The sequence below is a fragment of the Corallococcus terminator genome (assembly GCF_003611635.1).
Classification (GTDB): Bacteria; Myxococcota; Myxococcia; order Myxococcales; family Myxococcaceae; genus Corallococcus; species Corallococcus terminator.
In genome coordinates this window covers 15842-33797 of record NZ_RAVZ01000063.1, presented here as the reverse complement: position 1 = coordinate 33797, position 17956 = coordinate 15842, and the positions used below count along the sequence as shown (strand labels likewise).

Genomic DNA, 17956 nt, shown 5'->3' with positions numbered 1-17956 from the left:
GGTCTGGGGCGCGGGCGTCGGCTCGGGAGCGGGCGTCGGGGCCGGCTGCCGGGCCTTCTCCGCCTCGGACGCGATGACCTGGTCCATGGCCTGGTCAATGGTCTTGTGCGCCGTGATGCCCGGCTGGTCGCCCCAGCCGTTCTTCACGGCCTGCTGCTGGCCGCCCAGCTTCTCCACCGCGCGCCAGTCCTGTTCGAACAGGCGCTGGTTCACGATGCCAATCTCGTACTGGCCCACCGCGGCGGGGCGCGGCGGAGGACCGTTGGGCTGGGCCTCCTCCATGGTGACGACCTGGATGCGCCAGGACCAGATGGCACCGACGAAGAAGAGGACCATGGCGCCAACGCCGACGCCCACGACCTTCCCCATGACGATGTGGTCTTCCTCGGCCGCGACGCCATGCGCACCGACGATGACCCGGGACTCGATTTCGGACTGGGTCTTCTTCATGGCTGCACGTACCTCAGGGACTCCGCGATGTAGGGGTCCTTCACCGGCAGCGTGTACCGGCCGCGCGCCCGGAACAGGGCGTAGCCCACCGAGACACCGCCCACGCCCACGAACGCCGTGATGAGCGTCCAGTGGAACGTCGGACCGGCCTCACCGGAGAACGCCGGCCAGATGAGCCAGTACAGGTCCACCGCGTGGATGAGAAGCAGATACACCGCGATGACCGCCATGAGACGGGGCTTCTCCTTCAGCGTGCGTGACAGCAGCGTGAAGAAGGGCAGCACGAAGTGCAGCCAGAACAGCGCGATGGACAGGTTGCGCCACGGGCCGAACATGCGCAGGCCGTACCACGGGGCCTCTTCAGGGATGTTGGCGATCCACACGAGCAGGAACTGGGAGAAGGCGATGTAGGCCCAGAACGCCGTGAAGGCGAGCATGAGCTTGCCCAGGTTGTGGTAGTGCGAAATCTTGACCACGCTGCCGTACAGGTCCTTGCCCTGTGCGTTCACCGTGATGAGCATCAGCATGCAGAAGGCGGCCAGGAAGCTGCCCGCGAAGTAGTAGACGCCGTAGATGGTGGACTGCCACATCGGCGTGAGGCTCATCAGCCAGTCGAAGGACGCGAACGTGATGGTCAGCGCCAGGAAGGGCAGGGCGCCCGGGGAGAAGCGGCGCTGCTTGACGGTGAGGTCCAGCCCGCCCGACTCGTCCTGCTTCGTGCTCCAGCCGTACAGGCGCGTGCTCACGAAGATCCACACCGCGAAGTAGATGACCTGGCGGATGCCGAAGAACGTGGGGTTCAGGTAGCCGTGCTGCTTGTGGGCCAGGTGCTCGAGCTCCACGCCGTGGATGTTCGCGAACAGCGGCGAACCCGGGAACCAGGGGTAGAGGTACTTCAGCGCCGGGATGAGGCCCAGGAAGAGCACCGCGAAGACGGGCACCGACACGGCCATGGTCTCCATGGCGCGGCGCAGGACGATGAGCCACTTGGCCTTCGCCGTGTGGAAGATGGCCAGCATGATGAGGGCGGCCACGCTGATGCCCACCCAGTAGGTGAAGCCCAGCAGGTAGCTGAAGCTGGTGGCCTCGGGGTTCATGAAGAACCCCACGGCGGTGAGCACGAGGCCCACCACACCCAGGCCGAACGCGGGCACCATCAACTTGGGCGTGCCGGTGTAGCGCTCCATGGCAGTCATCGATTCTCCTGCGGGACGGGCTGGGCCCCCCCGGGGGTGCTGCGGGCGGCCTGCAGCGCGCGCACATAGGCGACGACGGCCCAGCGCTCACGCGTGTCGAGCTCACCCGAGAAGGACGGCATGATGCCGTAGCCCTCGTTGATGGCGGTGTAGAAGTGGCCTGCGGGCTTGTCCGCCAGCTCCAGCAGCGACGGCGGCAGGCGCAGGGCCATGTTCTCCGCGACGATGCTGTTGCCGTCGCCCAGCACGCCGTGGCACTGCGCGCAGACGATGTTGTACTTCTTCTGACCCAGGGCGAGCAGCGGCTTGTCCACCGTCATGGGGACGTTGTTCACCGCGATGCCGTTGGCCCGGCCGGTGCTGATGCCGGGGTTGCCCACGGGGCGCTCGCGCGGAACGGTGCCGGCGGGGGGCACGCGCATGGCGCGGCCGTCCGGCCAGAACTCGGAGGCCTCGTAGTACTCGTACTTGGCCTGGGTCTCCATGCGCTGGAGGAATTCACTGCTGACGTTGCAGCCGGTGAGCGCGGCGAGCCCCGCGGCGGGGATGAGCCACCTCATTCGTTCTCTCCCGAGACGATGGTCACCTGGGTGGCGCCCAGGGACTTCAACTGGTTCGTGGTGTCCGTCGCGTCCTGGCCCGTGGGGTGGGGCACGCTCAGCCAGTAGCCGTGCGTGGACGCGCTGCGGAAGCCTTCGAATTCGAAGGCGGGGTGATACGGCTGGGGCAGCTTGCTGAGGCCGAGCAGCCCGAAGACGATGCCGAACGCGCAGAAGAGCACGGTCAGCTCGAACGTGATGGGCACCCAGGCCGGGAGGCTCAGCAGCGGCCGGCCGCCGATGTTGAGCGGGTAGTCGATGGTGTTCATCCACGTCTGCATCGCGAGCGCGGTGACCATGCCGGTGAGCGCGCCACCCAGGGCGATGAAGGGCACCCGCGAAGGGGGCAACCCCAGCGCTTCCGACCCGCCGTGCAGCGGGTACGGAGAATAGGTGTCCATGCCCTGGAAGCCCTTCTCGCGCATCTGCCGGGTGGCATCCACGAGGGCATCCGGCGTGGCGAACTCGGCCAACACCCAGGAATCGAGGACCTTGGCTTCCATGACGCTAGTGCGCTCCGTGCGTGACCGCGGCGGAATCCGTGCCGTGGTGGCCGTTGGCGGCGTGGGCTGCGTGCTTCAGCTCGAGCTGCAGCTCCTTCACTTCGCTCACCGCGACGGCGGGAACGAACTTCAGGAACAGCAGGAACAGGGTACCGAACAGGCCCAGCGTGCCGATGTAGATGGACCAATCCACCCACGTGGGACGGTAGATGTCCCACGACGAGGGCAGGAAGTCCTGGCTCAGCGAGGTGACGATGATGATGAAGCGCTCGCACCACATGCCGATGTTCACGGCGATGGAGGCCACCCACATGATGGGGATGCTGGTGCGGCACTTCTTGAACCAGAAGATGTTCGGGGTGATGACGTTGCAGGCGATCATCAGCCAGTACACGCCAGCGTAGGGGCCGGTGGCGCGGTTCACGTAGAAGGTCCAGATCTCGTACTGGTTCTGGGAGAACCACGCGATGAAGTGCTCCATCATGTACCCGTAGGACACGATGAGGCCCGTCGCGAGGATGACCTTGTTCATGTTCTCCAGGTGGCGGTCGGTGATGACGTCCCGGAGGCCCAGGTACTTGCGAGCGGGCACGATGAGCGTGATGACCATCGCGAAGCCGCTGAACACGGCGCCGGCCACGAAGTAGGGCGGGAAGATGGTCGCGTGCCAGCCGGGGATCTGCGACACGGCGAAGTCGAACGACACGATGGTGTGCACGGACACGACCAGCGGCGTCGAAATGCCGGCGAGCAGCAGGTAGGCGATTTTATAGTTGTGCCAGTGCCGGCCGGAGCCGCGCCAACCCAGGGCGAACAGGCCGTAGATGGTGCGCTGCAGCTTCGTCTTGGACGAGTCCCGCAGGGCGGCCAGGTCCGGGATGAGGCCCACGAACCAGAAGAGCGCGGACACCGTGAGGTACGTCGAGATGGCGAACACGTCCCACACCAGCGGCGAGCGGAACTGCGGCCACGCGCCCAGGGTGCTGGGGTAGGGGAACAGCCAGAACGCGAACCAGGGACGGCCCGTGTGCAGCAGCGGGAACAGGCCGGCGCACATGACTGCGAACAGCGTCATGGCTTCCGCGAAGCGGTTGATGCTCGTGCGCCACTTCTGCTGGAAGAGCAGGAGGATGGCGGAGATGAGCGTGCCGGCGTGGCCGATACCGACCCACCAGACGAAGTTGACGATGTCGAACGCCCAGCCGACCGGCTGGTTGTTGCCCCACACGCCGATGCCGCGCGCCAGGGTGTAGGTGACGCCGATGACGAGCAGTCCCAGGGCTGCGGACGTGATGCCCAGCATCATGAACCAGCCCTTGCCGGGCTTGCGCCAGACATGGTCCAGCAGCGTCTCATTGAGGGACTTGTCGTCGTGGTGCGGCGCGACGAGGTCCCGGGGCTCGAGCGGGTCGAGCGGGATTGCGTGAGCGGTCTCGGCCATGACGGTCAGTGACCTCCTTCGTGCGCCGGCTTCGACTCAGCGGGAGCAGTGGCCACGAGGGCGGGGTTGGGGTTGCGCAGACGGATGAGGTGGGCGGTGCGGGGACGGGTGCCCAGCTCGTGCAGCAGCCGGTACGCGCGCTCGTCCTCGTGCAGCTTGGTGACGCGCTGAGCGGGGTCCGCCAGGGAACCGAAGGCAATGGCCTGCGTGGGGCAGGTCTGCTGGCACGCCGTCTGGAGTTCCTTCTCCTGGATGAGGCGCTTCTCCACGCGGGCGTTGATGCGCACACGCTCGATGCGCTGGACGCAGTACGTGCACTTCTCCATGACGCCGCGGTTGCGCACCGTGACGTCCGGGTTCATCAGCATCTTCTCGGTCGGCGTCTTGCCCTGCGTGTAGTGCAGGTAGTTGAAGCGGCGGACCTTGTAGGGGCAGTTGTTGGAGCAGTACCGCGTGCCGACGCAGCGGTTGTACACCATGTCGTTGAGGCCCTCGTCCGAGTGCACGGTGGCGTTCACCGGGCAGACGTACTCGCAGGGGGCCTTCTCGCAGTGCACGCACGCGACGGGCTGCATGACCATGGCGGGGTTGTTCTCGTCGCCCTCGAAGTAGCGGTCGATGCGCAGCCAGGCCATCTCACGGCCGCGGCTCACCTGCTCCTTGCCGACGACGGGGATGTTGTTCTCCGCCTGGCACGCCACGACGCACGCGTTGCAGCCCGTGCAGCGCGACAGGTCGATGGACATGCCCCACTTGTAGCCCTCGGCGGGCGTCTTGGCGTAGTCGAAGTCGGGCAGGTTGTTCTGCTTGCCCAGCTTGTGCTCGCCCTGCACGCGCTCGAGGATGTGCTCGGTGGGCTTCGACGGGTGCGCCAGCTCGCTGACGGACATGTCGAGCGCCAGCGGGCGGCCCTCCATGCGCCAGTGGTACTGGGTGCGGGCGAAGGTGTGGCTGCCGCGGACCTTGGTGAGCTTCGCGCCGCCGTCGAACCAGGGGGCGTTCACGCTGCGCAGCAGGTTCGCGTTGAAGCCGACGTCCTTGGCCACGACCTCGTGCAGGCCGGTGCGGCCGTAGCCCAGGGCCACGGTGACGGTGTCGTCCGCGTTGCCGGGGAGGATGGTGACGGGGACCTGCAACTTGCGGCCGCCGTACTCCAGCTCCGCCAGCTGGCCGCTCTCCAGGCCCAGCTTCTTGGCGGTGGCGGGGCTCAGGATGGCGGCGTTGTCCCAGACGATCTTCGTGATGGGGTCCGGCAGCTCCTGGAGCCACGCGTTGTTCGCGAAGCGGCCGTCGAGCAGCTTGTAGTCGGCGACGAAGTTGATCTCCAGGTCGCCGGCGGACGGCGGCTGGTACGCGGACACCGTGGCGGCGGCGGCGCCCACGTCGGGCGAGGCCGCGATGGCGGTGGCGACGGTGCCGGGGATGACGCCTTCGGAGACCCAGGTCTCCCAGCGGGTCTCGAAGTCGGCGCGGCCGGCCTCGCCACCCTGCTCCGTCCAGTACTCACGCAGCAACTGGTAGGCGGGGCGGAAGGGCTGGTCCAGGAACAGCGCGTACAGCTCCGCTTCCGGCACGCCGTTGAAGAGCGGCTGGATGAGGGGCTGGGCGATGGACACCGTGCCGTCCACCGCGCGACCGTCGCTCCAGGTCTCCAACTGGTGCGCCAGGGGCACGAACCAGTCGGCGTACTTGGAGGTCTCGTCCTCGTAGTGGCCCGCGTACAGGACCGACAGGGCCTTGCGGTTGGCGTTCTGCTTGGGGTCCAGCACCTCCGCCAGGCCCGCGTCCACCGGGAGGGCGTAGAGGGGGTTGGAGGCGGTGATGACCAGCGTGTCCACGCGGCCGGCCTTGATGTCTTCCACCAGGGCGCGGACTTCCGCGAGGCCGGAGGCCTCCGGCGCGGCGGCGGGGACGACCTTCACGGTCGTGCCCACGTTGCCGAGCGCGGCGTTGATGGCCTGGGCCAGCGCGTGCACGGCGGCGGGCTGACGCTCACCGGCGAGGACGACGCTGCGGCCGGCCTTGGACTTGAGGTCCTGGGCGACGGCCTGCACCCACGAGGCGACTTCCGGGCGCAGCGTTCCGCCCTTGGCGGAGGAGGCCAGGGAGGCCGCGGGGCCACCGACGGCCTGCGCCAGCGCGGCGGCGAGCCCGAAGATCTCCTGCGACTTCACGCGCAGGCGATGGTCGGCCATGCCGCCCGTGATCGACATGCGGTGTTCGGCCACGTAGAGGCGGTTGAGGTCGCCGTTCGCCGGGTCGCGGCGGTCACCGAACTGGCGCGACATGCCCAGGTTCGCCGGGCGGCTCTCCAGGAAGTCGGCGTCCAGGGAGACGATGACGTCCGCGCGGGTCAGGTCGTAGAGGGCCTGCACGGGCTGGCCGAACATGGCGCGGTGCGCGGTGTCGGCGGCCTCGTTGGAGATGGGCGCGAAGCTGTGGAACTTCGCGGACGGCAGCTTGCGCTGGATGCGCGCCTTCAGGTCCGCCAGCAGGGGCGAATTGAGGGGCTCCGACAGGAAGCGCAGGCGGGCGCCGCCGTCGCCCACGGCCTTGGTGCCCACGAGCGAGGAGATGTCCTCGGCGAGCACGCGCAGTGAGCGGGGGTTGTTGCCCCGGCGCAGCACGCGGGCGCGCTGCGGGTCATAGAGCGACAGCAGGAAGGCCTGCTCGAAGATGCCCGCGGCGCCCTGGTTGACGGGGTGCTGGGGGTTGCCTTCGACCTTCACGGGCCGACCCTCGCGCGCGGTGATCAGCAGGCCGGAGGTGTGGCCGGCGAGCGTCATGCCGGAGGCGTAGTGGAGCGGGTTGCCGGGCGTGATTTCCGGCGGCGTCTTCGTGTACGGCACCATCCGCTCGTCCTGCGGGCGGGTGCTGCACGCGGTGGCGCCGGCCAGGGCGAGCGACGCGCCGAGGATCTGCATGAACTCGCGGCGGGCGAAGCCCGTGGGGGGCAGGTCCGCGCCGACGGGGAACTCCGGGCGGGTCTCCTCCAGGAACTCCGGCGTGGCGAGCTTCTCCTCCAGGCCGAGCCAGTACGTCTTGCCGTACGCGCCCTCCGCCGGGATGGAGCGGGTGGTCGCGTGCTCCAGGGCGACGGCCACGACATCGTCGTGGTCGTGCGCGTGGGGCTTGGCCTCGTTACTCCCCGTCACGACCGGGAGCGCGAACGACGAGGGGAGGTCCTGCGCGGGCGCGCTGTCAGGCTTGGTGTTCATCGGTGGCATGTGGAGCAGCTCGTGCGCGAGTGAACGTCGTATTCTTGGTAGAGCTTGTCGGCGAGCGCCGCGGCCTCGGCCTTATCCGTCGGAGGAGCCCAGGTCATGCTGGTGATGAACTCCGCGGGGCGGAGGTTGGGCTTCGGGTCGCGGTGGCAGTCCAGGCACCAGCTCATGGTGAGCGGCGCGGCCTGCTCGATGGCGCCCATCTGATCCACGCGGCCGTGGCACGTGGCGCAGCCGACGCCCTTGGCCACGTGGATGGAGTGGTTGAAGTAGACGTAGTCCGGCAGGTTGTGGACGCGAACCCAGGGGATGGGCTGGTCGGCGAAGAACGCCTTGCGGACCTCGGTGAGGTACGGGCTCTTGTTCCAGACCTGGGCGTGGCAGGACATGCACACCGTGGTGGAAGGGATGCCCGCCGACGGGGACTTCTCCACCGTCCAGTGACAGTAGCGACAGTCGATCTGTTCGTCGCCGGCGTGGTGCCGGTGGTCGAACTCGATGGGCTGCTCCACCGGGTGCGCCTGGTTGGTCACGAGCGGTGAGCGCACGTAGGCCAAGAGGCCGCCGATGGCGATGGCGGGCACGGCGAGGAGCATCGCGGCCGACAGGCGCGACACCGTATTCGTCCAGCGTGGGAAGAGAGGGCCGCTCATACCAGGACCAGGGGCAAGGGGACTGAAGGCGACATGAAAGCAGGGGTGGACGCGTCAATGCCGTCCGGCGCTGAAATCGAGAGTGCCATCCCGGCCCCGGTGGACCGGGGGGGCGGTGGCTCCTGGCGCTCAGACGGCAAGGCAGTCACGTCCAACGAACCTCTAGGATGGTGCCGTGTGCGAGGGTCCCATATGCATTTCCCGACCCAACGCGGCGCGGGACCATCATTCATCGACACGGCAGTGTCAACCATTCTGTGGGGAGTGGGAATACGGAGCGCATAGCACTTCCACGCGAGGTTGCGACAAGTTGCCGCGCGCGGTGATGAATCCCGCTTCTGGCGATCGGAAGGGGCATTGCGCGTCATGCCGCCACGCAGGGGATCAATCCCTCTCAGGGTGCGCGCGATACAGGGTGCGACGGCTCACGTCCCATCGGTCGCGGCCTGAAGCAGAGCTACTCGGAGTCCGGGTCACCAGGGGCGCGCCAGCGGTCGCGGCGTTTCTGGAGCAGCCGTTCGACCAGATCGCGGACGCGGGCATCGCGGTGGAAGTTCGCGTCGTGGCGGCTGCCCTTGCCCTGGTTGCAGCGGGCGCAGGCCAGGGCCAGGTTCTCCAGCGCGTCCGTGCCGCCCGCGGTCCGGGGGAGGATGTGCTCGATGGTGGCGCGGCTGATCGGCTCGCCATCCAGGGCGACGGTGAGGTGGGCATTGCAGTGCAGGCACTTGCCCATCCAGACCTCGGCGCCCCGGTGGGGCACGCGCTCGAAGGTGGCGTCGGTGGCGATGATGCCCAGGACGCGGCGCCGCTTGGCGTGGCTCATGGGGGGACTAGACCTCCACCACGGCGGTGCCGGCGATGGCGAAGACCCGGTCGCCCCGGCCGCGCCGCACGTTGAGCCCACCCGTGAAGGCACTGAACGCGGGCAGGACGCCCACCCCGGGACGCAGGTGGAAGCAGGGCAGACGCAGCCGGTCGCCTCCCCCACCCAACCTCACCATCGGATGAAGGTGCCCGGCCCACACGAAACGCCCGGTCGCGGGTTCGGGGTGGTGGGCGAAGCGGAAGGGACCTTCGTCCAGGGCGTCCTCGCGGTCCTCCATGCCCCAGGTGGGGGGCAGGGTGCGCACGTGGCGGTCGTGATTGCCCCGGATGAGCACCACGTTCAATTGGGGGTGGGCTTCGCGCCAGGTGGTGACGCGGCGGATGACGTCCTCCGTGAGTCCCTGGCGTGAGTGGACCAGATCCCCGACGAGCAGCAGGCGGCGGGCCCGGGTGGCGGTGAGCGCGGAGGACAGGCGCGCGAGGTCGTCGTCCAGCACGCCCACGGGCAGGGGGATGCCGTGCTGCTGGAAGGACTCGGTCTTGCCCCAGTGCAGGTCGGCCACCGCGAGCACGCTGGCGTCGGGCCAGTGCAGGGCCCGCTCCGGGAGCAGCTCCACGTCCGCGTCACCTACGCGGGTCTGGCATCGGCCTGGGACCATCGCTCCTTGAGGCGCTCCACCCGCTCCAGCAGGGTTTCGTTGGACACGCTGGCGCTGATGCGTTCGATGACCAGCGGGAAGGCCAGCGGCGAGGGCCGGTGGACGTGGACGCATTCGACGGGGTGCGCTTCCAGGCGCTCCAGCGTACGTGTGAGCCGGCCCTGTTCGAACTGCTGCTCCAACACCTCGCGGCGAGCCTGACGCAGCAGCAGGTTGTCCGGGTCGTACTTCACGAAGACGTCATAGAGGAGCGCGGCGCTGGCCTGGACCTGTCGCGTGGACTTGCGTGCACCCGGCAGCCCCGGCATCACCAGTCCGGCCACGCGGGCAATGTCGCGGAACTGGCGGCGTGCGAGCTCGCTCAGGTTCACGCTCTCCAGGATGTCCTCCACCAGCCGCTCGCGGGTGAAGAGGGCGGGGCGCAGGGCTTCATCGAAGGGGAAGGGCGTGGGCGTGAGCAGCTCCAGCCCGTAGTCGTTCACCGACAGGCTGAAGGTCGCCTTCTGGAGCCGCGTGAGGCGCAGGGCGAGCAGCGCCGCGAGGCCTTCGTGCACCAGCCGTCCCTCGAAGGGATAGAGGAACAGGTGGTAGCCGTCGCGCGTGTGGCAGGTCTCCGCGAGGCACCCTGCGTCACCGGGGATGCGCGACAGGCGGGCCTGCGCGTCGAGGATGGGCCAGGCGGCGGCGATTTCATCCCGCGTGACATCGCCCTGTCGCGCGGCCTCCAGCGTGCGGCGCATCGCGGACGCGAGCGACGTGGAGAGGGGCAGACGGCTTCCTCCCCAGCGCGGCGTCTGGGTGGCCTTGGCCTTCGCCGGCTTCACGTACGCGGTCATGTCCTTGAAGCGGCTGAACTCCAGGCGACGTCCCGCGAAGAGGAACGTGTCTCCGGGCCGCAGTCGGCTGACGTAGGACTCCTCCACCGTGCCCAGCTTGCCTCCGCTCCAGTAACGCAGTTGCACGGACGCATCCGAGCTGATGGTCCCGATGTTGAGCCGGTGCAGTCGTGCAAGGCGCACGTCGGGGACCCGGAAGCGGCCTTCGACTTCCACCACGCGGCGGAACTCCGGATAGGCGCGCAGGGTGGGGCCTCCCTCTCGCACCAGGGCCAGCGTCCATTCGAACTCCTCGTCGGTGAGGGACGCGTAGCTCGTGGCGGTGCGGACTTCCTCCCTTAGTGCCTCGCGGGTGAAGCCTCCTCCCAGCGCGCAGGTGACCAGGTGCTGCGCGAGGACATCCAGGGGTTTGGACAGCGGCGTGCGCGGCTCCACTTCGCGGCGCGCGATGGCGTCTCTCGCGGCGGCCATCTCCACCAACTCCAGCGCGTGCGTGGGCACGAAGAGGATGCGACAGGTGGCACCGGGACGGTGCGCGCTGCGGCCTGCTCGCTGGAGGGTGCGGCCGATGCCCTTGGGGCTTCCTATCTGGATGACCCGCTCCACCGGACCGAAGTCCACGCCCAGGTCCAGTGAGGACGTGCACACGACGAGGCGCAGGCTTCCGTCCTTGAGTCCGCCTTCCACCCGCTCGCGCTCCTCGCGGTCGATGGAGCCGTGGTGCAGCGCGAGGAGGTGCTCCCATTCGGGGCGCAGGTAGCGCAGGCCTTCGTACCAGCGCTCCGCCTGCGAGCGCGTGTTGGTGAAGAGCAGTGTGGACTGCGTGGGATCCAACCCGTCCGCCACGCGCGGAAGCATGGTGAAGCCCAGGTGCCCGGCCCACGGGAAGGTGTCCACCTTCTCCGGGAGCAGCGTCTCCACGTCCACCGGGCGTTGGAGGTCCGCGCTCACCAGGGTGGGCTTGCGCTCCGTGCCCACGACGGCGCGCGCGGCTTCGTCCAGGTTGGCGAGCGTGGCGGACAACGCCCAGATGCGCACGCCCGGGGCGAAGTGGCGCAGGCGGGCCAGGGCCAGTTCCACCTGCGTGCCTCGCTTGGAGGCGAGCAGTTCGTGCCACTCGTCCACGATGATGGCGCGCAGCGAGGCGAAGTGCTCCGCCGCCTGCTCCTGGGCGATGAGCAGCGACAGCGACTCCGGCGTGGTGATGAGCACCTGCGGCAGCCGTTCACGCTGACGCTGTTTCACGGACGAGGACGTGTCGCCCGTGCGGCTCTCCACGTCCAGGTCCGCGTCCAACGCCATCAACGGCTCTCGCAAGGCCTGCTCGATGTCGCGCGACACCGCTCGCAGCGGCGTGAGGTAGAGGATCTGGAGCCCTTTCTGGTCGCGCTCCGCCACGTCCGCCAGCGGGGCCAGATAGGCCGCGTACGTCTTGCCCGCTCCGGTGGGCACGTGGATGAGGCCGCTGTCTCCTCGGGCGTACGCGGCCCAGGCCTCCTCCTGGAAGGCATAGGGCGTCCAGCCCTTCGCCGCGAACCAGTGCCGCAACTGCTCCATGGGTGGACCCTGGAACGGCGAGGATGCACGGGGCACGGGGCGCTTCTTCGCTCGGGTCCGCGGTGGAGCGGGTGTGTCGGTTTGAGCCTGTGGCGCGAGCTTGCCGCGCATGCGGTTGCGGCGGGGCTTGCTAGTGGGCGACATGCAGCAGCCCCTTCAACGCGTCGAGCGTGTCCGCGTCCCGGGCCGTCTTGTCCGCACGCCAGCGCGCGATGCGTGGAAAGCGCAGCGCGATGCCTGACTTGTGCCGTGGCGATGGCGCGATGGCTTCGAAGTGCAGCTCGAACACCTGCTCCGGATCCACCGAGCGCACCGGACCGAACTTCTCTCGCGTGTGGGCGCGGATCCACCGGTCCAGCCGGCCAATCTCCTCGTCCGTGAGCCCCGAATACGCCTTGGTCACCGGCAGCAGGTTCTCACCGCTCCACACCGCGAAGGTGTAGTCCGTGTACAGCGACGAGCGCCGCCCGTGTCCCGGATGCGCGTAGAGCAACACCGCGTCCACCGTGTACGGGTCGATCTTCCACTTCCACCAGTCGCCGCGCTTGCGCCCCGTCTGGTACGCCGAATCCAGGCGCTTGATCATCAGCCCCTCCACGTTGCGCGTGCGGGACTCCTTGCGCAGCTCCGCCAGGGCCTCCCATGACGGCGCCGTCACGGACGGGGAGGTGGGGAAGAGGGGATGGTTCTTGAGCAGGGCTTCCAGCCTCGCGCGGCGCTCGCGCAGGGGCAGGTCGCGCACGTCCTTTCCGTCCTGCTCCAGCAGGTCGTAGACGACGAACGCGGCGGGGGCCTCCGCCAGCACCTTGGGCGTGAGCTTCTGCCTTCCGATGCGCCGTTGGAGTCGCGCGAAGGGCAGGGGGACGCCGTCCTCGTAGGCCATCACCTCGCCGTCGAGCACCGTGCCTTCGGGCAGGGCTCGGGAGGCTTCGGTGATTTCGGGGAAGCGTTCGGTGATGAGTTCCTCGCCGCGACTCCAGAGGAACACGTCTCCCTGGCGGCGGATGAGCTGGCCCCGGATGCCGTCCCACTTCCATTCGACGAGCCAGTCACCCAGTTCGCCCAGGGACTCCGGGGGTTGCTCCAGGGGCGAGGCGAGGTAGTACGGATAGGGGCGCGACACGTGCCCATCCGTCACATCCGTGGCCACGAGGTGCGCGAAGAATTCGGGCGTGGGCTTCCACGTGCCCATCAGCCGGTGCGCCACGCTGGGCGCGGGCAGGCCCGTCACCTGCGCGATGGCTCGCACCACCAGCGTGTTGGACACGCCCACGCGCAACTCACCTGTGAGCATCTTGTTGAGGAGGAACAGCTCGCGGCGGGGCATGGACTTCCACCACCCCACCACGCGCTCGCGCTGCTCCGAGGCCTCCAGCCCGCGCAGGGGCAACAGGCGCTCCTCCAACCACCGGGAGAGGGGCAGTTCCTCGGCGTGCTCGGGCGGCAGGTTCGCTCCGTCGAGCAGCAGCGCGATGACCTCCGCGAGGTCTCCCACCGACGCGTAGACCTCGTCGAAGAGCCAGTCGGAGATGCCGGTCAGCTCCTGCGTCCAGCCCACCAGCAGCTTCGAGGTCAGCAGCCGCTTGAGCTTCTGTCCCGTGAGGAAGAACAGTCCCCAGGCCGCGTCCTCAGGCGGCGTTTCACGGAAGTAGCGCGCCATCGCTTCCACCTTGGCGTTGGTGGACGTCGTCTGGTCGAGCGTGTCGTACAGGTCCGCCAGTCGGCGCACGCGTCAGTCCTCCGCTTCGCCCTCGAAGGGCGTGGCGAGCGGCGAGGCATCCACGCCGCGATCGCGCAGGTAGTGCGACAGGGAATCCGTCTGGCCGTGGGTGACGAGCACCTTCTCCGCCTGCGTGTCCGCCACCGTGCGCAGCAGGTCCGGCCAGTCCGCGTGGTCCGACAACACGAAGCCCCGGTCGAACCCGCGCCGCCGCCGGTTGCCCCGCACGCGCATCCACCCGGACGCGAACGCGGTCTCCGCTTCACCGAAGCGGCGCATCCACGTGGAGCCGCCCGCGCTCGGCGGCGCCAGCACCAGCGCCCCCGCGAACGACGTGCCCTTCTCCGTCTCCGACACCAACTGCGTGGGCAGCATCTCCACGCCCGCTTCCCGGTACGCCGTGACGAGCCCGTTCACCGCGCCGTGCACGTAGGCAGGCCGGTCCGTCAGCTTCCCCAGCTCCGCCAGCAGCCGCTGTGCCTTGCCCAGCGCGTAGCAGAAGAGCACCGCTGAGCGCCCTGCCTCACGGTTCGCGTCCCACCAGCGCAGGATGTCCTGGGCCACGAGGCGCGGATCCTCCCAGCGGTAGATGGGCAGGCCGAACGTCGCTTCGGTGATGAAGGTGTGGCAGCGCACCACCTCGAACGGCGCGCACGTCGGGTCGGGCGTGCGCTTGTAGTCGCCGGACACGACCCACACCTCACCCTGATGCTCGATGCGGATCTGCGCGCTGCCCAGCACGTGGCCCGCGGGATGGAAGCTCACGGTGGTGTCGCCCACCGTCAGCTTCTCGCCGTACTCCAGCGTGTCGATGACCGAGTCCGCGCCCAGCCGCCGCTGCAACAGGCCCAGGCCCGCGCGTGCCGCCAGGTAGCGCTGGCTGCCGCTGCGAGCGTGGTCGCCGTGCGCGTGCGTGACGAGCGCCCGTTCCACCGGACGCCAGGGGTCGATGTGGAAGTTCCCCGCCCGGCAGTACAGGCCCTGGGGCGTCACGGCGACGAGCGGCGGTCGGTCCTGGAAGGAGGCGGAGCCCACGGTCCTCTAGAGGTAACGAGGCCTTGGAGCAGGGGCCACCCACGGCGGGGGTTCGGGTTTCGCTCTGCTGACAAGGGGGCAGGCGTGCGGCCGAGCCCCAGTTGCGGCCCAAAGGACGAAGGCAGCGACCGGAGGGCCCCTTGGATGGTGGGCGGGGACAGGGGATAAACCCAGGGACCCTCTTCCTGACGGACCCTCTCCCGATGACGCCCGCGCTCCTGCTGTCCCTGTTGCTTGCCCAGAACGAACCGTCGCCCCTCGAATACAGCGTGTCGAAGGAGAGCGGGGCGACGCTGGCGATGGAGGACTTCGAGTTCACCGCCTTCGAGAAGGGCCAGAGCCTCTATCTGGGCGTGGACGAGGCGAACCTGCGCGCGAGCGCGGCGGCGGATGGGGCCGTGCTCCAGACCTTGATGCTGGGCACGCCCGTTCGCGTGGTGGCGGTGGGTGCGCGCGCGAAGGTCGGTGAGTACGTCAACGCCTGGTACCAGGTGGCGGTGGTGGACGCGAAGGCGCCGAAGGGCGCGGCCCCCGCCATGGGCTGGGTGTTCGGCAACACGCTCACCCCGTTCCGCGTCGAGGCGGACCTGGACGGCGATGGCGAACTGGAAGTGGCCACGCTGGTGATGAGCAACGAGTTCAAGGCCCGCGTGCGCGTGCTGGAGCCGGGCGTGAAGCCGCCGCGCCGGGTGAGCAGCGTGGACGTGCCCGTGGCGTCCACCTCGTACGGCATGGGGCAGGGCGGACCGGCGACGCTGACGCTGGTTCCGGCGAAGAAGGCCGGGATGGCGCTGCTGGTGGTGGACTCCAGGCCGGAGCGCTGCGGCGACCTCGTCACCTCGTATGTGAGCTACGCGGGGGCGGACGGGAAGAAGGGCGTGCTTGGAAAGGCGAAGCTCGCGTTGGAGCTGGGCGGGCTGATGGATCCGCCGAGCGAGAGCACCTTCAAGGTGTCCTTCCAGCCAGCCGCGAAGCGCCTCCAGGTCGCTCGGACGACTGTCGAGGACGAGGATGCGGAAGGCAATCCGATGAAGAGCACGGAGCGCACGTTGTATCAGTGGCAGGACGGCGTGTTCGCGGAGGTGAAGAAGCCTGCCTCTTCGGGCGCCGTATCGGACGTGAAGCCGTAATCGCAGGGCCCGGAAGGCCGGGCACCCGGGCGCCCCTCCGGGTGATGGATGAGGGGCCAGGGCAATCGACCATGGATGCGCAGGAGCGGAAGGCAGCCTACCGGCAGCGCGCGGAAGCAGGCCAGGCGGTGCCGGTGTCGGTGGAGCTGCCGGCGGATCTGGACACGCCGCTGTCGGCATACCTGAAGCTGGGCGGCGGAGGCCGCGGCTTCATCCTCGAGTCGTGCTACGGCGGCGAGCGCTTCGGGCGCTACAGCCACGTGGGCGCGAACCCGGCCGGCCGTGTGCGGCTGGATGGCGAAGGGCTCACGTTGTGGCGTGGCTCGCACGAGGAGCGTCGCGAGGGCCGCCCCCTGGATGTCCTGCGCACCCTGTGGCGCGAGTTGTCCGTGGCCACGCTGCCGGGCGAGGCTCCCTTCCTGGGCGGGCTCGTGGGCTACCTGGGCTACAACGCCACCTCGTGGTTCGAGCCGCGCGTGCCGGACCGGCACCCGCGCGACACCGGCTTCCCGGACTCGGAATGGCTGGTGGCCGAGGACTTCGTCACCCACGACACGCGCACCCAGACGCTCAAGGCCATCGCCATTGCCCGGCCCGCCCTGCACGGCAGTGTCGCGGCGGCGCTGAAGGACGCGGAAGAACGCGCCGAGGCCATGGCGGAGAAGCTGCGCCGTCCGCTGCCGCCGGAGGCCTACGCGGCGGCGCCCTCGCAGAAGAATGCCCCGGCCCCCGTGGCCTGCTGGGACCGCGCGGGCTACGCCGCCGCGGTGGACAAGGTGAAGGAGTACGTCCGCGCGGGAGACTGCTTCCAGGCGGTGCTCGCGCGGCGCTTCGAGGCGAAGGGCGCCATTCCTCCGCTGTCGCTCTACCGGGCGCTCAGGCGGGTGAACCCGTCGCCGTACCTGTTCATGGTGGACCTGGGCGAGGCGCGCGCGCTGGTGGGTGCTTCGCCGGAGCTGCTGGTGCAGGTGCGCGATGGCGACGTCGTGGTGCGGCCCATCGCGGGCACGCGGCGCCGGGGCGCTTCCGAGGCCGAGGACGTGGCCCTGGAGAAGGAGCTGCTCGCGGATGAGAAGGAGCGCGCCGAGCACATCATGCTGGTGGACCTGGGCCGCAACGACGTGGGCCGGGTGGCGGCTCCGGGCACCGTGCGCATCGAGGACATGATGATCATCGAGCGCTACAGCCACGTGATGCACATCGTGTCGCAGGTGCGCGGCAAACTGGACACCACGCGCTTCGACGCGCTGGACGCCCTGGCGAGCACCTTCCCCGCGGGCACCGTGTCGGGGGCCCCGAAGATCCGCGCGATGCAGATCATCGACGAGCTGGAGCCCATGCGGCGCGGGCCCTATGCCGGTGCGGTGGGCTACCTGTCCTTCTGCGGCACGCTGGATGTGGCCATCGCGCTGCGCACCTTCTTCGTGGATGGCGACCGCACGATGTGGACCGCTGGCGCGGGGCTGGTGGCGGATTCGGATCCGATGAAGGAAGCGGACGAAACCGAAGCGAAGGCGGGCGCGATGGCCGCCGCGCTGCGCCTGGCGCGCGAAGGAGGTGGGCGATGATCCTCGTCATCGACAACTACGACTCGTTCACCTTCAACCTCGTGCAGTTGCTCTACACGCTGGGGGCGGAGGTGAAGGTCGTGCGCAACGACGCGTTGGATGCCGCAGGGGTCGCCGCTTCAGGGGCGTCCCACCTGGTGGTGTCCCCGGGACCGTGCACGCCGCACGAGGCCGGGGTGAGCGTGGCGGCCATCTCCCAGTCGCGCGTGCCGGTGCTGGGCGTGTGCCTGGGACACCAGTCCATTGGCGCCGCGTTCGGTGGCGACGTGGTGCGCGCTCCGGAGCCGGTGCACGGCAAGGCGGCGCACATCCGTCATGACGGCACCGGCGTGTTCACCGGTTTGAGTCAGGGGTTCCAGGCGGCGCGCTACCACTCGCTGGTGGTGAAGGCGGAGTCGCTGCCCCAGGAACTGGAGGCCACGGCGTGGAGCCAGGACGGACTGGTGATGGCGCTTCGTCACCGGACCCGTCCGGTGGTGGGCTTCCAGTTCCATCCGGAGAGCGTGCTGACGCCGGAAGGTCCGGCGCTGGTGCGCAACTTCCTGGAGGGGCGGCTGTAG

The 17956-nt window shown here is 69.1% G+C and carries 15 protein-coding genes; 3 read left to right on the top strand and 12 right to left on the bottom strand.

Annotation, left to right across the window (positions count from 1 at the left end; translation table 11 throughout):
- From D7V88_RS12040 to D7V88_RS11985, 12 genes are all read right to left on the bottom strand, one after another.
- On the bottom strand, positions 1-450 hold a 450-nt coding region (locus tag D7V88_RS12040; RefSeq protein ID WP_120540776.1), incomplete at its 3' end, for a hypothetical protein.
- Entirely contained in the window at positions 447-1646 is a 1200-nt protein-coding gene (locus D7V88_RS12035) for a hypothetical protein (RefSeq protein WP_120540775.1), read from the bottom strand. The genes D7V88_RS12035 and D7V88_RS12040, both read right to left, overlap by 4 nt.
- Positions 1643-2206 carry a c-type cytochrome gene (locus D7V88_RS12030; RefSeq protein ID WP_120540774.1) on the bottom strand — a complete coding sequence of 188 codons (564 nt, stop codon included), beginning with the start codon at positions 2204-2206 and terminating at the stop codon, positions 1643-1645. The genes D7V88_RS12035 and D7V88_RS12030 overlap by 4 nt, the downstream gene beginning before the upstream one ends.
- Positions 2203-2748: a DUF3341 domain-containing protein gene (locus D7V88_RS12025; protein WP_120540773.1), complete on the bottom strand. Its 546-nt coding sequence runs from the start codon at positions 2746-2748 to the stop codon at positions 2203-2205. The genes D7V88_RS12030 and D7V88_RS12025 overlap by 4 nt, the downstream gene beginning before the upstream one ends.
- 4 nt (positions 2749-2752) lie before the next feature.
- Positions 2753-4189 carry an NrfD/PsrC family molybdoenzyme membrane anchor subunit gene (gene nrfD, locus D7V88_RS12020; RefSeq protein WP_120540772.1) on the bottom strand — a complete coding sequence of 479 codons (1437 nt, stop codon included), beginning with the start codon at positions 4187-4189 and terminating at the stop codon, positions 2753-2755.
- 5 nt (positions 4190-4194) lie between these two features.
- On the bottom strand, positions 4195-7407 hold the full coding sequence (locus D7V88_RS12015) for a TAT-variant-translocated molybdopterin oxidoreductase (protein ID WP_120540779.1): 3213 nt from the start codon (positions 7405-7407) through the stop codon (positions 4195-4197).
- Complete coding sequence (locus D7V88_RS12010) at positions 7404-8066, bottom strand: cytochrome c3 family protein (RefSeq protein ID WP_120540771.1); 663 nt, start codon at positions 8064-8066, stop codon at positions 7404-7406. Before D7V88_RS12010 ends, D7V88_RS12015 begins: the two co-directional genes overlap by 4 nt.
- Before the next feature lie 457 nt (positions 8067-8523).
- On the bottom strand, positions 8524-8889 hold the full coding sequence (locus D7V88_RS12005) for an HNH endonuclease (protein ID WP_120540770.1): 366 nt from the start codon (positions 8887-8889) through the stop codon (positions 8524-8526).
- Positions 8890-8896: 7 nt separating this feature from the next.
- Entirely contained in the window at positions 8897-9550 is a 654-nt protein-coding gene (gene pdeM, locus D7V88_RS12000) for a ligase-associated DNA damage response endonuclease PdeM (protein ID WP_120540769.1), read from the bottom strand.
- Entirely contained in the window at positions 9520-11943 is a 2424-nt protein-coding gene (locus tag D7V88_RS11995) for a ligase-associated DNA damage response DEXH box helicase (protein ID WP_341870672.1), read from the bottom strand. The genes pdeM and D7V88_RS11995 overlap by 31 nt, the downstream gene beginning before the upstream one ends.
- Before the next feature lie 130 nt (positions 11944-12073).
- Positions 12074-13672, bottom strand: coding sequence for an ATP-dependent DNA ligase (locus D7V88_RS11990; RefSeq protein ID WP_120540767.1), 1599 nt, complete (start codon positions 13670-13672; stop codon positions 12074-12076).
- 3 nt (positions 13673-13675) lie between these two features.
- A complete protein-coding gene (locus tag D7V88_RS11985) occupies positions 13676-14698 on the bottom strand; it encodes a ligase-associated DNA damage response exonuclease (RefSeq protein ID WP_120540766.1) in 1023 nt (340 codons plus the stop codon).
- A 203-nt stretch (positions 14699-14901) separates the two neighbouring features.
- Between D7V88_RS11985 and D7V88_RS11980 the strand changes: the two genes are divergently transcribed.
- The 3 genes from D7V88_RS11980 to D7V88_RS11970 all read left to right on the top strand — a co-directional run bounded on the left by D7V88_RS11980 (position 14902) and on the right by D7V88_RS11970 (position 17956).
- Positions 14902-15828: an SH3 domain-containing protein gene (locus D7V88_RS11980; protein ID WP_120540765.1), complete on the top strand. Its 927-nt coding sequence runs from the start codon at positions 14902-14904 to the stop codon at positions 15826-15828.
- A 71-nt stretch (positions 15829-15899) separates the two neighbouring features.
- Positions 15900-17396, top strand: a complete 1497-nt coding sequence (locus D7V88_RS11975) for an anthranilate synthase component I family protein (protein ID WP_120540764.1) — start codon at positions 15900-15902, stop codon at positions 17394-17396.
- Entirely contained in the window at positions 17393-17956 is a 564-nt protein-coding gene (locus D7V88_RS11970; protein ID WP_120540763.1) for an anthranilate synthase component II, read from the top strand. The genes D7V88_RS11975 and D7V88_RS11970 overlap by 4 nt, the downstream gene beginning before the upstream one ends.

Bases quoted from the DNA above. Each gene is read 5' to 3' on its own strand.
- D7V88_RS12035 (WP_120540775.1), bottom strand. From the start codon at position 1,646: ATGACTGCCATGGAGCGCTACACCGGCACGCCCAAGTTGATGGTGCCC.
- D7V88_RS12030 (WP_120540774.1), bottom strand. From the start codon at position 2,206: ATGAGGTGGCTCATCCCCGCCGCGGGGCTCGCCGCGCTCACCGGCTGC.
- D7V88_RS12025 (WP_120540773.1), bottom strand. From the start codon at position 2,748: ATGGAAGCCAAGGTCCTCGATTCCTGGGTGTTGGCCGAGTTCGCCACG.
- nrfD (WP_120540772.1), bottom strand. From the start codon at position 4,189: ATGGCCGAGACCGCTCACGCAATCCCGCTCGACCCGCTCGAGCCCCGG.
- D7V88_RS12015 (WP_120540779.1), bottom strand. From the start codon at position 7,407: ATGAACACCAAGCCTGACAGCGCGCCCGCGCAGGACCTCCCCTCGTCG.
- D7V88_RS12010 (WP_120540771.1), bottom strand. From the start codon at position 8,066: ATGAGCGGCCCTCTCTTCCCACGCTGGACGAATACGGTGTCGCGCCTG.
- D7V88_RS12005 (WP_120540770.1), bottom strand. From the start codon at position 8,889: ATGAGCCACGCCAAGCGGCGCCGCGTCCTGGGCATCATCGCCACCGAC.
- pdeM (WP_120540769.1), bottom strand. From the start codon at position 9,550: ATGGTCCCAGGCCGATGCCAGACCCGCGTAGGTGACGCGGACGTGGAG.
- D7V88_RS11995 (WP_341870672.1), bottom strand. From the start codon at position 11,943: ATGGAGCAGTTGCGGCACTGGTTCGCGGCGAAGGGCTGGACGCCCTAT.
- D7V88_RS11980 (WP_120540765.1), top strand. From the start codon at position 14,902: ATGACGCCCGCGCTCCTGCTGTCCCTGTTGCTTGCCCAGAACGAACCG.
- D7V88_RS11975 (WP_120540764.1), top strand. From the start codon at position 15,900: ATGGATGCGCAGGAGCGGAAGGCAGCCTACCGGCAGCGCGCGGAAGCA.
- D7V88_RS11970 (WP_120540763.1), top strand. From the start codon at position 17,393: ATGATCCTCGTCATCGACAACTACGACTCGTTCACCTTCAACCTCGTG.